The organism is Aquipseudomonas alcaligenes NBRC 14159, from assembly GCF_000467105.1.
Lineage (GTDB): Bacteria > Pseudomonadota > Gammaproteobacteria > Pseudomonadales > Pseudomonadaceae > Aquipseudomonas > Aquipseudomonas alcaligenes.
Genome location: NZ_BATI01000013.1, coordinates 72,989 through 92,359, shown reverse-complemented (window position 1 = coordinate 92,359; position 19,371 = coordinate 72,989). Strand labels below are relative to the sequence as shown.

The 19,371-nt window shown below is 67.9% G+C and carries 17 protein-coding genes; 12 read left to right on the top strand and 5 right to left on the bottom strand.

Features of this window, described 5'->3' with window-relative positions; all coding sequences use genetic code 11:
- Window positions 1–130 precede the first annotated feature (130 nt).
- From PA6_RS09615 to PA6_RS09600, 4 genes are read right to left on the bottom strand one after another with little or no spacing between them, the layout of a single operon-like run.
- Window positions 131–535, bottom strand: a complete 405-nt coding sequence (locus PA6_RS09615; RefSeq protein WP_021700715.1) for an META domain-containing protein — start codon at window positions 533–535, stop codon at window positions 131–133.
- Window positions 532–969, bottom strand: coding sequence for a hypothetical protein (locus PA6_RS09610; RefSeq protein WP_021700714.1), 438 nt, complete (start codon window positions 967–969; stop codon window positions 532–534). Before PA6_RS09610 ends, PA6_RS09615 begins: the two co-directional genes overlap by 4 nt.
- Window positions 970–997: 28 nt before the next feature.
- Window positions 998–1,993 carry a 2-hydroxyacid dehydrogenase gene (locus tag PA6_RS09605; RefSeq protein ID WP_021700713.1) on the bottom strand — a complete coding sequence of 332 codons (996 nt, stop codon included), beginning with the start codon at window positions 1,991–1,993 and terminating at the stop codon, window positions 998–1,000.
- Between the two features lie 9 nt (window positions 1,994–2,002).
- Window positions 2,003–4,753, bottom strand: coding sequence for a response regulator (locus PA6_RS09600; RefSeq protein WP_021700712.1), 2,751 nt, complete (start codon window positions 4,751–4,753; stop codon window positions 2,003–2,005).
- A 109-nt stretch (window positions 4,754–4,862) separates the two neighbouring features.
- Here PA6_RS09600 and PA6_RS09595 point away from each other — a divergent pair, with 109 nt between their 5' ends.
- From PA6_RS09595 to PA6_RS09540, 12 genes are all read left to right on the top strand, one after another.
- The gene (locus PA6_RS09595; RefSeq protein WP_021700711.1) at window positions 4,863–5,558 is read left to right on the top strand and encodes a response regulator transcription factor; all 696 of its coding nucleotides are present in this window, start codon (window positions 4,863–4,865) and stop codon (window positions 5,556–5,558) included.
- Complete coding sequence (locus PA6_RS09590; RefSeq protein ID WP_021700710.1) at window positions 5,559–6,899, top strand: sensor histidine kinase; 1,341 nt, start codon at window positions 5,559–5,561, stop codon at window positions 6,897–6,899.
- 135 nt (window positions 6,900–7,034) lie between these two features.
- On the top strand, window positions 7,035–9,248 hold the full coding sequence (locus PA6_RS09585) for a TonB-dependent siderophore receptor (protein WP_021700709.1): 2,214 nt from the start codon (window positions 7,035–7,037) through the stop codon (window positions 9,246–9,248).
- 90 nt (window positions 9,249–9,338) lie between these two features.
- On the top strand, window positions 9,339–10,274 hold the full coding sequence (locus tag PA6_RS09580; protein WP_021700708.1) for an alpha/beta hydrolase: 936 nt from the start codon (window positions 9,339–9,341) through the stop codon (window positions 10,272–10,274).
- Window positions 10,271–10,540, top strand: a complete 270-nt coding sequence (locus PA6_RS09575) for a hypothetical protein (protein ID WP_021700707.1) — start codon at window positions 10,271–10,273, stop codon at window positions 10,538–10,540. Before PA6_RS09580 ends, PA6_RS09575 begins: the two co-directional genes overlap by 4 nt.
- The gene (locus tag PA6_RS09570; protein WP_021700706.1) at window positions 10,537–12,072 is read left to right on the top strand and encodes a PepSY-associated TM helix domain-containing protein; all 1,536 of its coding nucleotides are present in this window, start codon (window positions 10,537–10,539) and stop codon (window positions 12,070–12,072) included. Before PA6_RS09575 ends, PA6_RS09570 begins: the two co-directional genes overlap by 4 nt.
- A gap of 1 nt (window position 12,073) precedes the next feature.
- Window positions 12,074–12,412 (top strand): DUF3325 domain-containing protein, encoded by a 339-nt coding sequence (locus tag PA6_RS09565; RefSeq protein WP_021700705.1) that lies wholly within the window; start codon window positions 12,074–12,076, stop codon window positions 12,410–12,412.
- A 98-nt stretch (window positions 12,413–12,510) separates the two neighbouring features.
- Window positions 12,511–13,395 (top strand): cysteine synthase CysM, encoded by an 885-nt coding sequence (cysM, locus tag PA6_RS09560; protein ID WP_043216498.1) that lies wholly within the window; start codon window positions 12,511–12,513, stop codon window positions 13,393–13,395.
- Window positions 13,396–13,400: 5 nt separating this feature from the next.
- Window positions 13,401–14,750 (top strand): 23S rRNA (uracil(1939)-C(5))-methyltransferase RlmD, encoded by a 1,350-nt coding sequence (gene rlmD, locus PA6_RS09555; protein WP_021700703.1) that lies wholly within the window; start codon window positions 13,401–13,403, stop codon window positions 14,748–14,750.
- An 80-nt stretch (window positions 14,751–14,830) separates the two neighbouring features.
- Window positions 14,831–17,077 (top strand): GTP diphosphokinase, encoded by a 2,247-nt coding sequence (gene relA, locus PA6_RS09550; RefSeq protein WP_021700702.1) that lies wholly within the window; start codon window positions 14,831–14,833, stop codon window positions 17,075–17,077.
- Between the two features lie 97 nt (window positions 17,078–17,174).
- Window positions 17,175–18,005 (top strand): nucleoside triphosphate pyrophosphohydrolase, encoded by an 831-nt coding sequence (gene mazG, locus PA6_RS09545; protein ID WP_021700701.1) that lies wholly within the window; start codon window positions 17,175–17,177, stop codon window positions 18,003–18,005.
- A 14-nt stretch (window positions 18,006–18,019) separates the two neighbouring features.
- On the top strand, window positions 18,020–18,559 hold the full coding sequence (locus tag PA6_RS09540; RefSeq protein ID WP_021700700.1) for a DUF2058 domain-containing protein: 540 nt from the start codon (window positions 18,020–18,022) through the stop codon (window positions 18,557–18,559).
- A gap of 88 nt (window positions 18,560–18,647) precedes the next feature.
- Here PA6_RS09540 and PA6_RS09535 read toward each other — a convergent pair whose 3' ends face one another.
- On the bottom strand, window positions 18,648–19,364 hold the full coding sequence (locus PA6_RS09535) for a DUF3108 domain-containing protein (protein WP_021700699.1): 717 nt from the start codon (window positions 19,362–19,364) through the stop codon (window positions 18,648–18,650).
- Window positions 19,365–19,371: the final 7 nt, after the last annotated feature.

Below are 19,371 nucleotides of genomic sequence, written 5' to 3'. Positions count from 1 at the left end.
TCCCGTAAACGGGAGAGGGGATGCCGCGGGGTGTGTCGAGAGAGCGTGCCGGCCGAGCAGCACTTATGCGCGGTTGCCGGTTGCCCCGGATGGCATCCGGGCTGCGCGGAACGGCGTCACGGAGGGTTGTTCAGCCTTCCTCCGGCCACAGCCGGATCGGCTTGCCTTCCGCCGGCCACAGGCGCAGCTGGCCGATGCCGGACACGTCCCAGCGTTGCACCTGGCCGAGGGCTTCGAGGAAGCGTTGTTCCTGCTCCATCAGCGCCGGTGCGCACAGCTTGCGGGTGGCGCCGGGCTGCTCGAAACGCAGCGCGTCGCCGTCACGGCGGTAGCTGGCGAACCAGTGGTTGCAGCCGGCGCTGCCATAGGCGCGGCCGTCCTCGCCGAGGGTGATGGTGAGGTGGCTGCGGTCGATCAGCGGGCGCTCGCCGATCCATTCCACGCGGTAGGTCTTGTCGTTTTCCAGCTGGACCGGGTCGCTGGCGCAGCCGCTGAGGGTGGCGGCGAACAGGGCGGGAACCAGGGCATGCTTCATGTGCTTTGTTCCTTGCAGGCAGGGCAGAAGTGCTTGCCGCCGCGGCTGGCCCAGCCCAGTTCGGCCAGGCGTGCCTCGGCTGCCGGTGCCTGGGCCTTGGTGCCGAGGCTGGCGTCGACGGCGAATTCCAGGTCGATGCGCTTGCCGCAGGCATCGCAATCGACCTGCCAAGTATGGATCGCCAGTTCGCGGAATGCCGGGCCAGTGGCCACCGCCATCCACTGGCCGGGCGGATTGATCAGATGGCGGACTTTTTCCACGGCCAGGCTCATGGACAGCTCGCGGCTGCCCTTGAGGGTCACCAGCAGGGTGTCGCCAGCCTGCACGGCGCCGCCGTTACCGGTCACCTGGTAGCGGCCCGGTGCCAGGGCGCGGCATTCGGTCAGGGTGTGTTGCGGGTTGAGCAGGGTGTAGCGGAAATCGTGGGTGGTCATGCAGCCTCCTGAGCTGGGCGGGATGCTATCACGCGGCAGATGTCACCCGGTTGACCGGCGTGCCGGCGGCCCAGGCGGCGATGTTGTCGAGGGTGGTGCCGGCGATGGCGGCCAGCGCCTCGTGGGTCAGGAAGGCCTGGTGGGCGGTGACGATGACATTGGGGAAGGTCAGCAGGCGCGCCAGCACATCGTCCTGCAATGGCAGGTCGGAGCGGTCCTCGAAGAACAGCTCGGCTTCTTCTTCATAGACGTCGATACCGAGGTAGCCGAGCTGGCCGCTTTTCAGCGCGCCGATCAGCGCCGGCGTATCGACCAGCGCGCCGCGGCCGGTGTTGATCAGCATGGCGCCGCGCTTCATCTGCGCCAGGCGGGCGTTGTCGATCAGGTGGCGGCTGCCCTCGTTCAAGGGGCAGTGCAGGCTGATGATGTCGCTCTCCGCGATCAGGTGGTTGAGGGTGACCTGGTGGCCACCGAAGCTCGCCAGCTCAGGCACCGGATAGGGATCGTAGACCAGTACCCGGCAGCCGAAGCCGGCCATGATGCCGGCAAAGGCCTGGCCGATCTTGCCGGCGCCGACCACGCCGACCGTCTTGCCGTGCAGGTCGAAGCCGGTCAGCCCGTGCAGCGAGAAGTCGCCCTCGCGGGTGCGGTTGAAGGCGCGGTGGATGCGCCGGTTGAGCGCCAGGATCAGCGCCACCGCGTGCTCGGCCACCGCGTGCGGCGAATAGGCCGGCACCCGCACCACCGCCAGCCCCAGGCGCTCGGCGGCCTTGAGGTCGACATGGTTGTAGCCGGCCGAGCGCAGGGCGATCAGCCGCGTGCCGCCGGCGGCCAGGCGCTCCAGTACCGGCGCGGACAGGTTGTCGTTGATAAAGGCGCAGACCACCTCGCAGCCTTCCGCCAGGGCGGCGGTGTCCGCGGTCAGCAGGCAGTCCTGGAACTGCAGCTGCCAGTCGCCCGGCAACGCCAGGGCCTGGAAGCTGGCGCGGTCGTAGGGTTTGCTGCTGAACAGGATGATATTCATCGGAACTCCTCAGGCGCTGACCGTGGCTTCTTCGGCGAGCCGGGCGATGGCCGCGTCCAGTTCATCGAGGGCCGCCTGGGCCATCGGGTCGTCCTGCTTGAGCAGGGTTTCACTGCGCTGACAGGCGGCGCGCAGCTGCGGTACGCCGCAGTAGCGGGTGGCGCCGTGCAGGCGGTGTACGCGCTCGATCAGGGCGCCGCGTTCGCCGGTCTCGCGGGCCTGGCGGATGGCCTGGCGGTCGGCAGGCAGGCCGGCCAGCAGCATATTGAGCATGTCGCTGGCGAGATCCGCCTTGCCGGCGGCCAGGCGCAGTCCTTCCTCGGCATCTAGTACGCGCAGGCTGGCGCTGCTGACCGCTGCGGCGGGTGCAGGCTGGGCATGGTTGCGCAGGGCCAGGCCGGTCCACTTGAGCACCACCTGGGCCAGCTGCCGCTCGTTGATCGGCTTGGTCAGGTAGTCGTCCATGCCGCCTTGCAGCAGAGCACGTTTCTCGTTGGCCAGGGCATGGGCGGTGAGGGCGACGATCGGCAGCGGGCTGCGCTCGCGCTCCTGTTCCCACAGGCGGATCGCCTCGGTGGCCTGGCGGCCGTCCATGCCGGGCATCTGCACGTCCATGAACACCAGGTCGAAGCTGTGCTGCTGCACTGCCTCGACGGCGGCATAGCCACTGTCCACCGCCACCACCTCGGCGCCCATATCGCTGAGCAGAGTCTGCACCAGCAGCAGGTTGGCCGGGTTGTCGTCGACGCACAGCAGGCGTGGCGCACGGCTGGTCAACGGGGCGGGGGCCTCGACCTTGAAGGGGCGCGGGCTGACCAGCTCACCGAGGGCGCGCAGCAGTTTGCGCGTGCAGGCCGGCTTGGCCTGCAGCTGCAGGTGGGTGTCGGGCAGCGCTTCGTGGTAAAGCGCCTGTTCGGTGGTGGGGCAGAGCACCAGGGTCTTGCAGCCCAGGCGGTCGAGCTCCCACAGGCGCTGGCCGAGTTGCTCCGGCGGCAGCTCCTGCAGGTTGACCCCGAGCACGGCCAGCTCGATCGGCTGACCGGCGTCGCGTTGGCGTGCCACCTGCTCCAGCAACGGGTCGAGGCTGGTGAATTCCTGCACCTCCAGGCTGCAGTCCTGCAGCTGGTGCTGCAGCGCCTGACGGGCCAGCTCGTGGCTTTCCAGCATCGCCACGCGGCGCCCCTGCAGCGGTGCGCGCGGCAGGTCGTCGCCATCGTCGCGGGCCTTGGGCAGGGTCAGGCTGATCCAGAACTCCGAGCCGCTGCCAGGGTTGCTGTCGACGCCGATCTCGCCGCCCATCTGTTCGATCAGGCGTTTGGAAATCACCAGGCCGAGGCCGGTGCCGCCGGCCTGGCGGCTCAGCGAGTTGTCGGCCTGGCTGAAGGCCTGGAACAGCGCGCGCAGGTCCTCGTCGGAAAGGCCGACGCCGGTGTCCTGCACGCTGATGCGCAGCTGCGCGCGGTCGTCGCTTTCATCCTCGACCATGGCGCGCACGGCGATGGTGCCCTCGCGGGTGAACTTGATGGCGTTGCTCACCAGGTTGGTCAGCACCTGTTTCAGGCGCAGCGGGTCGCCCTGCAGGGCCAGCGGGGTGTCGCGGTAGATCAGGCTGACCAGCTCCAGCTGCTTGTCGTGAGCGGCGGGGGCGAGGATGGTCAGGCAGTCCTGGATCAGGTCGCGCAGGTTGAACGGGATGTTCTCCAGCACCAGCTTGCCGGCTTCGATCTTGGAGAAGTCGAGCACCTCGTTGATGATCCCCAGCAGGCTCTCGGCGGATTTCTCGATGGTGCCCAGATAGTCCTGTTGGCGCGGGGTCAGGTCGCTCTTCTGCAGCAGGCCGGTGAAGCCGAGGATGCCGTTGAGCGGGGTGCGGATCTCGTGGCTCATGTTGGCCAGGAACTCGGACTTGATGCGGCTGGCCTCCAGGGCCTCCTTGCGCGCCAGGTCCAGCTCGATGTTCTGGATCTCGATGGTCTCCAGGTTCTGCCGCACGTCCTCGGTGGCCTGGTCGATGCTGTGCTGCAGCTCTTCCTGGGCGTTCTGCAGCGACTCGGCCATGCGGTTGATGCCGGCGGCCAGCTCGTCCATCTCGGGGTTGCCCAGCGGCGGCAGGCGGGTCTCCAGTTGGCCTTCCTTGAGCTGGTTGACGCCCTGCTGGATGCTGCGCAGCGGATCGTTGATGAAGCGGCTCATGCGCAGGGCGAGCAGGGCGGTGACGCTGAGGCCGGCAACGATCAGCAGCAGGCTGGCGAACAGGCTGCGGTAGCCCTGCAGCAGGGTGCGATGGTGGGAGATTTCCAGCTCAACCCAGCCCAGCAGGCGGTCGGCACCTTCGCTGCTGCCTTCGGCGGCCAGGCTCTGGTGGCGGCCGAACACCGGCATCAGGAAGCGCGTGGCGTCCTGCCCGCTGCGGGTGGTCAGCGGCTCGACGGTGGCCTGTGGCGGCTCGTTGAGCATGCTCGGACCGGCCTTGGCCAGCGCAGCGCGTTCAGCGGAGAGGAAGCCGACGGCGCGCACATCCTGCTGGTTCAGCGTTTCCTCGGCCAGGCGCCTGAGCTGGTCGGCATCCTCGCGTGCCAGGGCCGGTGCGGCCAGCGGGGCCAGGTGCTGCACCATCAGCTCGCCACGCTCGTGCAACTGGCTGCGCAGCTCGGCCAGCTGCATCCAGGTGAAGTAGCCGCCGAGCACCAGGGCCAGCAGGCTGGTGGGTAGCAGGGTGAGCAGCAGGACGCGGCCCTTGATCCCGAGGTCCTTGAACACGGCAGTCTCCATCCAGGTGATAGCCGCAGTTTAGCGATTCGTTCGATGGGAATCTGCTGGCTGTTTTGGCAGAATAGTCAGGATTAATTCTCATCAGACACTGATTATCATGAATTCCGGGGCGCGCATCCTCGCCATCGAGGACGATGTCCTGCTGGCCAGCCATCTGCAGCAGCACCTGTCGCAATGCGGCTTCGCGGTGACTCTGCAGCACGACGGCGCGCTGGGGCTGGCACAGGCCTGCAATGAGGACTTCGACCTGGTGCTGCTGGATGTCCTGCTGCCCGGGCGCAACGGCCTCGAGGCGCTGGCCGAGCTGCGCTGCCGGCGCAGCGTGCCGGTGATCCTGATGTCGGCCCTGGGCGCCGAGCAGGACCGCATCGCCGGTTTCAGCCAGGGCGCCGACGACTATCTGCCCAAGCCCTTCGCCATGGCCGAACTGGAAGTGCGCATCGCCGCCATCCTCCGCCGTGTGGCCTACGAGCGCCGCCGCCACGAGCCGGCGGTGGATGGCGGCCTGCGCTTCGATGAATCGCGCGGCGACGTCTGCCACGAAGGGCAGTGGGCGCAACTGACCCTGACCGAATTCCGCCTGCTGCAGCTGCTCGCCGCGCACCCGGGCGAGGTGCTGAGCAAGGCCTTCCTTTATCAGCAGGTATTGCATCGCCCGTTCTCGGCCCACGACCGCGTGCTCGACATGCACGTCAGCCATATCCGCCGCAAGCTGCAGGCCGTCGGCTATCTGGCCGGGCGCCTGGAAACGGTGTGGGGACGCGGCTACCTGTTCAGTGGCGAGGAAGCCTGAGTGCTGTCCCGACATTCGCTGTTCTGGCGCCTGGCGGCGCTGCTGGTGGGTTTCTGCCTGCTGATGGTCTGGCTGGTGTGGTACTGGGGCGGTAGCGTCGAGCGGCTTGGCTACTACCTGCGTGCCGACGACCAGCGCCAGTTGCTGGGCTACGCCGCCGAGGCCGAGCAGGCCTGGCGTGCCGGCGGGCGAGGCGGTGTCGATGACTGGCTGGCGGACATGCGCCGTCGCGAGAGTGGCTGGGTGGCGGTGCTCGGGCCGGGCCTGCACTCGCTGTCCAGCCAGGCGCTGAGTACGGCCGAGCTGGAACGCCTGACCTTCGTGCGGCGCATCGACTGGCCGATGAGCAAGCGCAGCATCGGTCTGCCCAGCCTGCTGGTGCCGTTCCCGGAGGCGCCTGAGGCCGGCCGTCTGGCCATCGAGCTGCCCGAGCGCATGCTGCCGCCGGGCTTCACCCTGGCGACCCAGCTGCTGGTGCATGGCCTGGTGCCGGGCGTGCTGGCGCTGCTGCTGTGCCTGCTGATCTACCGCCAGCTGATCGCACCGCTCAAGCACCTGCGTGAGCAGGCCGACGCCCTGCGCGGCGACCATCTGAGCACCCGCGTGGCGCCCCATGTCAGCCGCCGCGACGACGAGCTGGGCACCCTGGGCCGTGCCTTCGACCACATGGCCGAGCGCCTGGAGCACACGGTGAGCTATCAGCGCCAGCTGCTGCGCGACCTGTCACACGAGCTGCGCACGCCGCTGTCGCGCCTGCGCGTGGCCGGCGAGTGCGCCAGCGACCTGGAGGTGCTGCGCCAGCGCCTGGAACGCGAAGTGCAGTGCATGCAGCGCCTGGTCGACGACACCCTGGAGCTGGTCTGGCTGGACACCGAGCGGCCCCAGCCGGCGCTGGAGACAATCGATGTGGCGGCCCTGTGGGGCGTGCTCGCCGAGGATGCCTGCTTCGAGAGCGGCTGGGAGGCCACGCGCTTGCGCTGCGAGCTGCCCGCCGAGTGCCGGGTGCTTGGCCATCTCAACGGCCTGGCCCAGGCGCTGGAAAACATCCTGCGCAATGCCATCCGCCATTCGCCGGCGGACGGGGTGGTGCGCCTGCACGGGCAGCGGCAGGGCGCGCACTGGCTGCTGCACCTCGAGGACCAGGGCGGCGGTGTGCCCGCCCAGGAGCTGGAGACCATCTTCCGTCCCTTCACCCGGCTGTGTGCCGCGCGTCCGGGCGGCGAGGGCTTCGGTCTGGGCCTGGCCATCGCCCGTGGCGCCCTGCGCATGCAGGGGGGCGAACTGTGGGCGGAGAACGCGGCGCAAGGCCTGCGCCTGAGCCTGCGGCTGCCAAGTGTATAGTTTGTAAATTAGATTTACTGACAAATAGGAATTCATATCATTTGCGCCGATTTCCATGCGCGGAGCATGGTCGCCTCGGCACTGCCAGCCCTCGATCCTCTCCCGCGCCTGTCCTTGTCTTCAGGAGATTGATCGATGTCCGCGCGATTCACCTTGAGTCACCTGACCCTGGCCTTGCTGGCCGCCACGGCCACCTCGCTGCAGGCTGCGCCTGATGCCGCGGCGCCTGCCGAGCAGGCCGTGCTGTTACAGGAAACCCAGGTACTGGGAACCGCCGAGGAGGAGCTGAAGCAGGCGCCGGGCGTTTCCATCATCACCGCCGAGGACATCCGCAAGCTGCCGCCGACCAACGACCTGGCAGAGATCATCCGCCGCGAGCCCGGGGTCAACCTGACCGGCAACAGCACCAGTGGCAATCGCGGCAACAACCGCCAGATCGACCTGCGCGGCATGGGCCCGGAAAACACCCTGATCCTGATCGACGGCCAGCCGTCCACCTCGCGCAATGCCGTGCGCTATGGCTGGAACGGCGACCGCGATACCCGCGGCGAGACCAACTGGGTGCCGGCCGAGCAGGTCGAACGCATCGAGATCCTGCGTGGCCCGGCCGCCGCGCGCTATGGCTCGGGAGCCATGGGCGGGGTGGTCAACATCATCACCAAGCGCCCGACCGACAAGCTCAGCGGCTCCATCACCGCCTACACCTCGCTGCCGGAAGACGATGCCGAGGGCATGAGCAAGCGCACCAACTTCAGCCTCAGCGGTCCGCTCGGCGAGGCGTTCTCCTTCCGCCTGTACGGTGGCGCCAGCACCACCGACGCCGACGATGCCGACATCAACGCCGCGCACCAGGCCAGCGAGGATGCCCTGGTTTCCGGGCGCGAGGGCGTGCGCAACAAGGACATCAACGCGCTGCTCAGCTGGCAGCTGAACCCCGAGCAGAGCCTCGACCTGGAAGCCGGCTACAGCCGCCAGGGCAACATCTACGCCGGCGACACGATGAACAACAACGGCGGTGGCAACCCCGAGTTCATCAACAGCCTGTACGGCCATGAAACCAACGTGATGCAGCGCAGCAACTACGCGCTGACCCACAAGGGCGATTTCGACTGGGGCAGCTCCAAGGCCTCGCTGAGCTACGACTACACGCGCAACTGGCGCCTCAACGAAGGCCTGGCCGGCGGCCCCGAGGGTGCACCGAGCGAGGGCGCCGGGGCCTTCATGTCGCGCCTGCGCAACACCCGCGCCAACGCTGAGGTCAACCTGCCGCTGAGCGCCGGCCTCGAGCAGGTGCTGACCCTGGGCAGCGAGTACCTGTACGAGTCGCTCAACGATCCGGGCTCGCTGCGCGAGCAGAGCTTCGACCCGAACAGCGGCGATATCCCCGGCTTCAGCCGTGACCAGACCAAGACCACCGCGCACAGCTACGCGCTGTTCGCCGAGGACAATATCCAGCTGGGCGACCGTACCATCGTCACCCCCGGGCTGCGCTTCGACGACCACGAAGAGTACGGCGGCAACTGGAGCCCGAGCCTGAATGCCTCGCACGAGCTGACCGACGAGCTGACCCTGAAGGGCGGTATCGCCCGGGCCTACAAGACGCCCAACCTGTACCAGTCCAACCCCGGCTACCTGCTGTACAGCCGTGGCAACGGCTGCAATGCCAGCGAAAGCAACAGCGGCGGCTGCTACCTGGTGGGCAACCCGGACCTCGAACCGGAAACCAGCATCAACAAGGAAATCGGCCTGGCCTTCGACAAGGGCAGCTGGCGTACCAGCGCCACCTATTTCCGCAACGACTATCGCAACAAGATCGTCGGCAGCAACCAGTACATCACCCGCCTGAGCAACGGGCGCCGCGTGCTGCAGTGGGAGAACACCGACGAGGCCGTGGTCGAGGGCGTGGAGGGCAACCTGTTCGTCGCGCTCAGCCCGCAGCTGGAGTGGAACACCAACTTCACCTACATGCTCGAGTCCGAGGACAAGCAGACCGGCGAGCCGCTGAGCGTGATTCCCGAATACACCCTCAACAGCAGCCTCGACTGGCAGGTGACCCAGCAGCTGTCGCTGCAACTGACCGGCACCTACTACGGCAAGCAGGAGGCACCAAGCCTGAACCGCCGCACCGGTCAGGCGATCGACGCGGACGCGCAGCAGGACCTCGACCCCTACGGCCTGGTCGGTGTCAGCGCCGGTTACGCGTTCAACTCGAACTACAGCCTGCGCGTCGGCATCAGCAACCTGCTCGACAAGCAGATCTACCGCGAAGGCAACGCCAACGACGCCGGTGCCAACACCTACAACGAGCCGGGGCGCGCCTATTTCGCGTCGGTCACCGCCTCGTTCTGATCCAGCCCTTGCTCCTTGCCCGCCGTTGCGGCGGGCCTTCGGCTCCGCCCGGCTAAGGCTCGGCGGGGCCTTTCCTTGAGAGGTATCCGCATGCGTGCCCCGATCGCCGCATTGCTCGCCCTGCTGAGCCTGCTGGCGCCCGTCGCCCTGGCCAGGCCCGCAGCCGAGCAGCACCTCGGCGCTACCCTGGTCGAGCGTGGCTCGGCCCACTACCGCTTCGAGCACTTCGAGCTGGCCTCGGCCGACGGCCAGCGCCACTACCGGGTGCGTCTGGGCATTCCCCGGCGCGCCGCCCCGGCGAGCGGTTATCCGGTGCTCTACCTGCTCGACGGCAATGCCGCCCTGGCCGCCCTGCGCGAGGACTGGCTGGCCGAACTGGAGGAGCAGGGCACGCCACCGCTGCTGGTGCTGATCGGCCCGGCCACGGAGCAGCGCCTGGATCTGGACGCACGCATGTTCGACTACACCCCGGCGCCGCCTGCCGGGCCTGGTGCTGCGGACCCCATGCTGGGCGGTCGGCCCAGCGGCGGCGCGGCGGCGTTCCGCGCCCTGCTGGTGCAGCGCATTCGCCCCGAGGTGGCGCGCCGGGTCGCCGTGGACGAGGCGCGTCAGGGCCTGTGGGGGCACTCGCTGGGCGGTCTGTATGTGCTCGACAGCCTGTTCAGCGCGCCGGCCGACTTCCACTTCTATATCGCCGCCAGCCCGTCGCTGTGGTGGCAGTCCGGTCTGTTGCTGCAGCGTCACCGCGACTTTCCGGGGGCCGCGGCGCGGCTGCTGATCCTGCGCGGCAGCGATGAGCGCCCGTCAGGCGCACAGCTCGCTGCCGATTCCGCGCGGTCCCGAGCGATGGCGGCATTGCCGGCGGACGCGCCGCAACGGCTGGCCGAGCGCCTGGATGCGCTGCCCGGGCTGGACGCCGAGTTCCATACGTTCGCCGGCCTGGGCCACGGGCCGATGCTGGCTGCTTCGCTGCGTCCGGCCCTGCGTCTGCTCGCCGGCCTGGCGCCGCTGGAGGGCCGTCGATGAACGCCGTGTTTGCCCGTGCCATGGCCGCCGTATTTGGTGGCTATGCCTTTACCTACGCCTTCACCGCCTGCCTGGCACGCCTGCTGCCCCTGGAGCGGATCGACGCACTGCTGGTTGCCAGCCTGCCGATGTTCGTCGTCTACACCCTGGCCGTGCTCTGGGCTTTCGCCGCGCGCGATGCCTGGCGCGCCTGGCTGAGCCTGCCATTGGCGATACCGCTGGCGCTGATCGGCTTCTGGCCGCAACTGCTGGAGCGTCTGGGATGAAGAAACGGACCCTGACCCAGGCCATGGCCTGGCTGCACACCTGGGGCGGCCTGCTGTTCGGCTGGCCGCTGTTCGCCATTTTCCTCACCGGCAGCCTGGCGGTGTTCGACCATGAGATCGACCACTGGATGCAGCCGGAGATCCAGCGCCAGGAGGTGCCGATCGCCCAGGCCGCCGAGCATGCGCTGGCCTACCTGCAGCGTCATCACGCCGATGCCGGGGCGTGGAACATCGCCCTGCCCAGCGAACGTGACCCGGGCCTGCGGGTGACCGCCGGCGACCGCCGCCGCGGCATCAGCACCGATCTCGACCCGCGCACGGGCGAGCCGCTCAAGGTGCGCGAGGCGGCCGGTGGCAGCTTCTTCTTCCACTTCCACTACACCCTCAACCTGCCGCGGCAGATCGGCATCTGGGTGGTCGGCCTGGTGGCGCTGGCGACCCTGGCAACCCTGGTCAGCGGCATCGTCATCCACAAGAAGCTGTTCAAGGAGTTCTTCACCTTCCGCCCGAACAAGGGCCAGCGTTCCTGGCTGGATGCGCACAACGCCGCCGGCGTGCTGCTGATGCCGTTCCACCTGATGATCGTCTACACCGGGCTGATCATCTTCGGCCTGATCTATGTCCCGGCGGCGCTGCAGGCGCTGTACGACGGCGATGCCGAAGCCTTCTTCGCGGAACAGATCCAGGCGCCGCCGCACAGCCATGGCCCCAGCCGCGCCCCGGCGGCGCCATTGGTGGCGCTCGCGCCGCTGCTGCAGCAGGCCGAACAGCGCATGGGGCCGCTTGCAGGTCTGAGCATCCAGCACCCCGGCCGCGCCGATGCGCGCATCGAGGTGCGCCGCGTGCTGGGCAACCGCATCGCCCTGAGCAAGGGCCACAACATGGTGTTCGACGGTGTCAGTGGCGCGCTGCTCGCTGGCCCGCCGCAGCTGCGCCCCACGGTGCTGACCCAGCGGGTGATGTTCGGCCTGCACTTCGCCCAGTTCGGCGGCTACCCGATGCGCTGGCTGTACTTCTTCTGCGGCCTGGTCGGCAGCGCGATGATCGCCAGCGGGCTGGTGCTGTTCACCGTCAAGCGCCGGCGCAAGTACCTGGAGGAGGGCAGGGCGGGGGACTTCGGCCATCGCCTGGTGGAGGGGCTCAATGTCGCGGTGGTCGCCGGCCTGGTGCTGGCCTGCATCGGCCTGTTATGGGTCAACCGCCTGTTGCCGGTGGAGCTGGCCCAGCGCGCCGGCTGGGAGCTGCGCCTGTTCTTCGCGCTCTGGGCGCTGAGCCTGGTACACGGCTGGTGCCGCCCGCACCTGCAGGCCTGGCGCGAACAGCTGGGCGTTGCGGCGCTGCTGTGCCTGGGGCTGCCACTGCTCAGTGCGCTGACCCTGCAGCGGCCCTGGGCCGATAGCGGGCATCTGCTGCTGGAACTGACGGCGGCGGGCATCGGCCTGTTGCTGGCCTGGACCGCGCGGCGGATCGGCCAGCGTGGCGCCCAGCCACTGTCGCGCCGGGCGGCGCGCCCGCTGGCGGAGGTGAACTGAGATGCTGAGCGCTTTCTTCGCCGGGCTGCTGCTCGCCTATGCCGGCATGGCCGCGCTGTGCCAGGGCCTGGAACGTCACTACAAGCAGGTCTGGCAACGTCTGCCGCCGCCCGGGCGGCGCCGCGCCTTGCGCCTGCTCGGCTGGGCGTTGCTGGCGGCCAGCTTTGCCGCCAGCGTAGCGACCTGGGGATGGGCCATGGGGCCGGTGGGCTGGTTCGGGCAGATCAGCCTGGCCGGCTTCGCCCTGGTCCTGCTGTTGCCCTACCAGCCGCGCCTGGCGCTGCTCTGGCCGGGGCCGGCGCTGCTGGTGTGGCTGCTCTGCCGGCTGGCGGGCGTTTAGTGCGCCAAGTGTTGCCTGGCATGTAGCGCCGTTATGGTCGGCGGCGGTTTGCCGGTATCATGGCGCACCTGTTTCACGAACGGATGGCCCGCTTCGCCATGACCCTGCAGTTTCCCACCATCGCCGACTGCATCGGCAACACCCCGCTGGTCCGCCTGCAACGCCTGCCCGGCACCGAGCGCAATCACCTGCTGGTGAAGCTCGAAGGCAACAATCCGGCCGGCTCGGTGAAGGACCGCCCGGCCATGTCGATGATCACCCGCGCCGAGCTGCGCGGTGACATCCAGCCCGGCGATGTGCTGATCGAAGCCACCAGCGGCAACACCGGCATCGCCCTGGCGATGGCGGCGGCGATCAAGGGTTACAAGATGATCCTGATCATGCCCGGCAACTCCACCGAGGAGCGCAAGGCAGCGATGAGCGCCTACGGCGCCGAGCTGATCCTGGTGGACAACATGGAGGTGGCGCGCGACCTCGCCCTGGCCATGCAGGCCGAGGGCAAGGGCAAGGTGCTCGACCAGTTCGCCAACGGCGACAACCCCGAAGCGCACTACCGCAGCACCGGCCCGGAGATCTGGCGCCAGACCCAGGGCGCCGTCACCCACTTCATCAGCTCGATGGGCACCACCGGCACCATCATGGGCACCTCGCGCTACCTCAAGGAGCAGAACCCGGCGGTGGAGATCATCGGCCTGCAGCCGCAGGACGGCTCGGCCATCCCCGGCATCCGTCGTTGGCCGCAGGCGTACCTGCCGAGCATTTTCGACGCCAGCCGGGTCGACCGCGTCCTGGACATCTCCCAGGCCGAGGCCGAGGACATGATGCGCCGTCTGGCGCGCGAGGAAGGCATCTTCTGCGGCGTGTCGTCCGGCGGTGCGGTGGCGGCCATGCTCAAGCTGGCGCGCGAGACCGAGAATGCGGTGATGGTGGCGATCATCTGCGATCGCGGCGACCGCTACCTGTCTTCCGGGCTGTTCAATTAACCGACATGGCCAAGCACAAATCCCTGCGCTTCCAGCCGGCTGGTGGTGAGCGCAAGACCCAGGTGCCGGTCGGCAAGAAGCAGAAGCTCTGCATTGAGCGTCTGGCCAACGACGGTCGCGGCATCGCCTTCGTCGAGGGACGCAGCTGGTTCGTCGCCGGTGCGCTGGCCGGCGAGGAGGTCGAGGCACGCGTGCTGGCCGCCCGCGCCCAGGTGGTGGAGGCGCGCAGCGAACGTGTACTGATCCCTTCTGCGCTGCGCCGCGAGCCGGCCTGCGCGCATGCCGGCCGCTGTGGTGGCTGCACCCTGCAGCACCTGCCGCATGCCGAGCAGCTTGCCCTGAAACAGCGCAGCCTGGCCGAACAGATGCAGCGCCAGGCCGGCGTCGAACCGGATGAGTGGGCGGCGCCGCTGACCGGCCTCGAGCTGGGCTACCGGCGCCGCGCGCGCATTGCCGTGCGCTGGGACGTCAAGGGCAAGCGCCTGGAGGTCGGCTTCCGTGCCGCGGCCAGCCAGGACATCGTCGCCATCGACGACTGCCCGGTGCTGGTACAGCCCTTGCAGCCGATCCTGCGCGCGCTGCCGGCGCTGCTGCGGACGCTGGACAAGCCCCAGTCACTCGGCCACGTCGAGCTGTTCCACGGTACCCAGTCAGCCCTGCTGCTGCGCCATACGGCGCCGCTGGGTGAAGCCGATCTGCAGCGCCTGCGCGCCTTCTGTGCCGAGCACCAGGCGCAGCTGTGGCTGCACGGTGCCGGCGAGCCCGAGCCCGATGTGCCGGAGCAGCGCCTGGGCTATCGCCTGGAACCCTGGAACCTGGAGCTGCAGTACCGCCCAGGCGATTTCGTGCAGGTCAATGGTGCGGTCAATCAGGCCATGGTCGAACAGGCGCTAGACTGGTTGGCGCCGCAGACTGGTGAGCGCGTGCTGGACCTGTTCTGCGGCCTGGGTAACTTCGCCCTGCCGCTGGCGCAGCGGGTCGGCGAAGTGGTGGCGGTTGAAGGTGTGCAGGCCATGGTGGCGCGGGCGCGGGAAAATGCCGCGGCCAACGGCCTGGGCAATCTGCACTTTTTCCAGGCCGACCTGTCGAAGCCGCTGGCCGGCGCCCCCTGGGCCGCCCGCGGCTTCGCCGCGATACTGCTCGACCCGCCGCGTGACGGCGCGTTCGAGGTGGTCAAGGAAATTCACCGACTGGGCGCGCAGCGCCTGGTCTATGTGTCCTGCAACCCGGCGACCCTGGCGCGCGATGCCGCCGAGCTGGTCCGGCAGGGCTACCGGCTGAAGCGGGCCGGGATTCTCGACATGTTCCCGCAGACGGCACATGTGGAGGCGATGGCGTTATTCGAGAGGGGCTAGGAAGCCCTTGTAATCCGACTGGCCCAGAGAAGGTCAGAGCTAATCCGGCGGGGCGTGACTCGCCGTAGGGAAGGCAGAAAATGGTACAGGTCAGAGCACACCAGCCGATCAACCTCGACGGCAGCATCAACCTCGAGGCCTGGCTGGACCATACGCTGAGCGTCGACCCGGCGCTCGACCGCGAGGCCCTCAAGGTGGCCTGCGAGTTCGCCCGCGAGGTCGAGCAGCAGGCCAATGCCGCGCAGAACCTGTGGGCGGAGGGCAACTCCAGTTTCCAGACCGGCCTGGAGATCGCCGAGATCCTCGCCGACCTCAAGCTGGACCAGGACAGCCTGGTGGCGGCGGTGATCTACCGCGCCGTGCGCGAGGGCAAGACCACGCTCAAGGTGGTGCAGGAGAAGTTCGGCGCGGTGGTGGCCAAGCTGATCGAAGGCGTGCTGCGCATGGCCGCCATCAGCAACAGCATCAACCCGCGCGAGTCGGTGGTGGTCGGCTCGCAGACGCAGGTGGAGAACCTGCGCAAGATGCTGGTGGCCATGGTCGACGACGTGCGCGTGGCGCTGATCAAGCTGGCCGAGCGCACCTGCGCCATCCGCGCGGTCAAGCATGCCGACGACGAGAAGCGCCTGCGCGTGGCCCGCGAGGTGTTCGACATCTACGCGCCGCTGGCCCATCGCCTCGGCATCGGCCATATCAAGTGGGAGCTGGAGGACATCTCCTTCCGCTACCTGGAGCCGGAGCAGTACAAGCAGATCGCCAAGCTGCTGCACGAGCGCCGCCTCGACCGCGAGCAGTACATCAACGATGTGATGAAGCAGCTGCGCGACGAACTCTCCGCCACCGGCATCAAGGCCGATATCAGCGGCCGCGCCAAGCACATCTATTCGATCTGGCGGAAAATGCAGCGCAAGGGCCTGCAGTTCAGCCAGATCTACGACGTGCGCGCGGTGCGCGTGCTGGTGCCGGAAGTGCGCGACTGCTACACCGCGCTCGGCATCGTGCATACCCTGTGGCGGCACATTCCCAAGGAGTTCGACGACTACATCGCCAACCCCAAGGAAAACGGCTACCGCTCCCTGCACACCGCGGTGATCGGCCCGGACGGCAAGGTGCTGGAGGTGCAGATCCGCACCAATGCCATGCATGAAGAGGCCGAGCTGGGCGTGTGTGCCCACTGGAAGTACAAGGGTACCGACGCCAAGGGTGGCTCCGACCACTACGAAGAGAAGATGGCCTGGCTGCGCCAGGTGCTGGAGTGGCACGAGGAGCTGGGCGACATCGGTGGCCTGGCCGAGCAGCTCAAGGTCGACATTGAGCCGGACCGGGTCTACGTGTTCACTCCGGACGGCCATGCCATCGACCTGCCCAAGGGCGCCACGCCGCTGGACTTCGCCTACCGCGTGCACACCCAGATCGGCCACAACTGCCGCGGCGCCAAGATCAACGGGCGCATCGTGCCGCTGACCTACAGCCTGCACACCGGTGAGCAGGTGGAGATCATCACCAGCAAGAACGGCGCCCCCAGCCGCGACTGGCTCAACCCCAACCTGGGCTACATCACCACCAGCCGGGCGCGGGCAAAGATCGTCCACTGGTTCAAGCTGCAGGACCGCGAGCAGAACGTCGCCGCCGGCAAGGCCATGCTCGAGCGCGACCTGTCGCGCCTGGCGCTGGCCGCGGTGGACTTCGCCAAGCTGGCGGAAAAGTGCAACCTGAAGACGGTCGAGGACATGTACGCCGCCCTCGGTGCCGGCGACCTGCGCCTGGCCCATGCGGTCAACCTGGCCCAGCAGCAGGTCGAGCCGGAGCGTGGCAACGAACAGCTGGAGCTGATCCCGCGCCGCGCCAGTGCACCGCGCCCGGGCAAGCGCGGCGATATCCAGATCCAGGGCGTCGGCAACCTGCTGACGCAGATGGCCGGCTGCTGCCAGCCGCTGCCGGGCGATCCGATCGTCGGCTACATCACGGTCGGCCGTGGCGTCTCCATTCACCGCCAGGACTGCGCCTCGGTGCTGCAACTGGAGGGACGCGAGCCGGAGCGGATCATCCAGGTCAGCTGGGGGCCGGTGCCGGTGCAGACCTACCCGGTGGATATCGTCATCAAGGCCTACGACCGTTCCGGCCTGCTGCGCGACGTGACCCAGGTGCTGCTCAACGAGCGCATCAACGTGCTGGCGGTGAACACCCGCTCGAACAAGGAGGACAACACCGCCTCCATGCAGCTGACCATCGAGATTCCCGGGCTGGACGCGCTGTCGCGCCTGCTCGCGCGCATCTCCCAGCTGCCCAACATCATCGAGGCGCGGCGCAACCGCAGCAGCAATTGAGTTAGTAACTCCCTCTCCCTTTGGGAGTAGGTAGGGCGGGTGAAACCCGCGCTCGGAATGGTGGCGGGTTGCACCCGCCCTACGGATTGAATGACCCATGTACCAACTCGACGACCTGCTGCACCTGATGGCCCGTCTGCGTGACCCGCAGCACGGCTGCCCCTGGGACCTCAAGCAGAACTACGCGAGCATCGTGCCCTATACCCTCGAAGAGGCCTACGAGGTGGCCGATGCCATCGAGCGTGACGACTTCGACCATCTGCCCGGCGAGCTGGGCGACCTGCTGTTCCAGGTCGTCTACTACAGCCAGCTGGCCAGGGAGGAGGGGCGCTTCGAGTTCGCCCAGGTGGTCGACGGTATCACCCGCAAGCTGATTCGCCGCCACCCACACGTGTTCCCTGACGGCGACCTGTACGGCGCGCCGGATGTGGCGAAGCTGGAAGAAGCGGCGGTCAAGCAGCGCTGGGAGGAACTCAAGGCCGAGGAACGGGCCGAGAAGGCCGCGGCGCCGGAGCAGCTGTCGCTGCTCGACGATGTGCCCACGGCGCTGCCGGCGCTGTCGCGTGCCGCCAAGCTGCAGAAGCGCGCGGCCCAGGTCGGTTTCGACTGGCCCGAGGCGCTGCCGGTGGTGGACAAGGTGCGCGACGAACTCGACGAAGTGCTGGAGGCCATGAGCGAGAACGATGCCGGGGCCATCGCCGAGGAGATCGGCGACCTGCTGTTCGTCGTCACCAACCTGGCGCGACACCTCAAGGTCGACCCGGAAGCTGCCCTGCGCGCGGCCAACGGCAAGTTCGAGCGGCGCTTCCGCCATATCGAACAGGCATTGCGCGAAGCCGGCCGGCCCATCGAGAATTGCAGCCTGGAAGAGCTGGATGCCCTTTGGGGCGAAGCCAAGAAACTGGAAAAACTGCAGCCTGGCTGCTGAGTGATGAGAACCCCATGAGCCTTTCCCTCCGCGACCAGCTGCTGAAAGCCGGCCTGGTCAATGAAAAGCAGGCCAAGCAGGCCGGCAAGCAGAAACAGAAGCAGCAGCGCCTGGAGAAGAAGAACCAGGTCGAGGTTGACGATTCGCAGAAGCAGGCCGCCCTGCAGGCCATGGCCGAGAAGCAGGCCCGCGACCAGGAGCTGAACCGCCAGCAGCAGGAGAAGATCCAGCAGAAGGCCATCGCCGCGCAGATCAAGCAGCTGATCGAGACCAGCCGCCTGCCCAAGATCAATGGCGAGGACTACTACAACTTCGTCGACGACAAGAAGGTCAAGCGCATCGCGGTGAACAACCTGATGCGCGACAAGCTGAGCCGTGGCTCGCTGGCCATTGTCCGCCATGGCGGCGCCTACGAGGTGATTCCGCGCGAGGCGGCGCTGAAGATCCAGGAGCGCGACGCGCAGCGCATCGTCCTGCTCAACGTGCAGAGCGAAGGGCCGGACGAGGATGATCCGTACGCCGCCTACCAGATTCCCGATGATCTGATGTGGTAATGAAAAAGCCGGGCTTGCCCGGCTTTTTCCTGTCTGTGAACACAAAGAAGCCGGGACGTGCCCGGCTTCTGGCATTAGGCGGCGCGCCTTACTCGGCGAGGCCCTTGACGGTGCGGCCGTCGACCTGGCCGTCCTTGAGCATGATCTGGTATTCCTTGCCGTCCTTCTCCACCTGGTGCAGGCGCACCAGCAGGTAGTTCCAGTCCTTGGCGAACCACAGCACGGTCTTGCGGCTACTCTGGGTCGGGTCGCGTACGCGCTCGACCTTGATCGCGTCGATCAGCCCGGCCTTGGTACGCACGCGCTCCTCGCCGAGTACGCGGAAGTCGTAGGTTTCGATCTCGTCGCCGTCGATCACCTGGTAGCTCACGCTCTGCTTGCCGGCTGCCACGTCGTGCTGCAGCACCAGTTGGTAGGTCGACTTGTCCATCAGGCCGCGGTTGAGCGGGAAGCGCACCGGCTCGCCGCGGTCGTTGCCCAGCACCTGCTTCTCGGTCCAGTCGAAGTCGAGCTCGACCTGCTTGGACTTGCCCAGGCCGCTGCGATCGAAGCGGTAGGTCAGCGGCAGGAAGGCATCGCTTTCCATGCGCAGGGTGCTGGTTTCCTTGAGGCTGGCGACCAGCATGGAGGCCTCGAAGTCCAGCTCCCAGCGGCCGTTGTCCAGGGCCTTGAGGCTGCGTCCGGCGGTGCCGCTGATCGGCACCTGCTTCCAGTCGGCGGTGTAGCTGGCGGAGAAGGGCTTGAGTTCCAGGGCCTGCACCGGCAGGGCCAGGAGGGCGAGCAGCATCAGCAGAACGCGGGGCATGGAATCT

Excerpts from the sequence above, each read along its gene's own strand:
- PA6_RS09615 (WP_021700715.1), bottom strand. The coding sequence starts at position 535 with ATGAAGCATGCCCTGGTTCCCGCCCTGTTCGCCGCCACCCTCAGCGGC.
- PA6_RS09610 (WP_021700714.1), bottom strand. The coding sequence starts at position 969 with ATGACCACCCACGATTTCCGCTACACCCTGCTCAACCCGCAACACACC.
- PA6_RS09605 (WP_021700713.1), bottom strand. The coding sequence starts at position 1,993 with ATGAATATCATCCTGTTCAGCAGCAAACCCTACGACCGCGCCAGCTTC.
- PA6_RS09595 (WP_021700711.1), top strand. The coding sequence starts at position 4,863 with ATGAATTCCGGGGCGCGCATCCTCGCCATCGAGGACGATGTCCTGCTG.
- PA6_RS09585 (WP_021700709.1), top strand. The coding sequence starts at position 7,035 with ATGTCCGCGCGATTCACCTTGAGTCACCTGACCCTGGCCTTGCTGGCC.
- PA6_RS09580 (WP_021700708.1), top strand. The coding sequence starts at position 9,339 with ATGCGTGCCCCGATCGCCGCATTGCTCGCCCTGCTGAGCCTGCTGGCG.
- PA6_RS09575 (WP_021700707.1), top strand. The coding sequence starts at position 10,271 with ATGAACGCCGTGTTTGCCCGTGCCATGGCCGCCGTATTTGGTGGCTAT.
- PA6_RS09570 (WP_021700706.1), top strand. The coding sequence starts at position 10,537 with ATGAAGAAACGGACCCTGACCCAGGCCATGGCCTGGCTGCACACCTGG.
- PA6_RS09565 (WP_021700705.1), top strand. The coding sequence starts at position 12,074 with ATGCTGAGCGCTTTCTTCGCCGGGCTGCTGCTCGCCTATGCCGGCATG.
- cysM (WP_043216498.1), top strand. The coding sequence starts at position 12,511 with ATGACCCTGCAGTTTCCCACCATCGCCGACTGCATCGGCAACACCCCG.
- rlmD (WP_021700703.1), top strand. The coding sequence starts at position 13,401 with ATGGCCAAGCACAAATCCCTGCGCTTCCAGCCGGCTGGTGGTGAGCGC.
- relA (WP_021700702.1), top strand. The coding sequence starts at position 14,831 with ATGGTACAGGTCAGAGCACACCAGCCGATCAACCTCGACGGCAGCATC.
- mazG (WP_021700701.1), top strand. The coding sequence starts at position 17,175 with ATGTACCAACTCGACGACCTGCTGCACCTGATGGCCCGTCTGCGTGAC.
- PA6_RS09540 (WP_021700700.1), top strand. The coding sequence starts at position 18,020 with ATGAGCCTTTCCCTCCGCGACCAGCTGCTGAAAGCCGGCCTGGTCAAT.
- PA6_RS09535 (WP_021700699.1), bottom strand. The coding sequence starts at position 19,364 with ATGCCCCGCGTTCTGCTGATGCTGCTCGCCCTCCTGGCCCTGCCGGTG.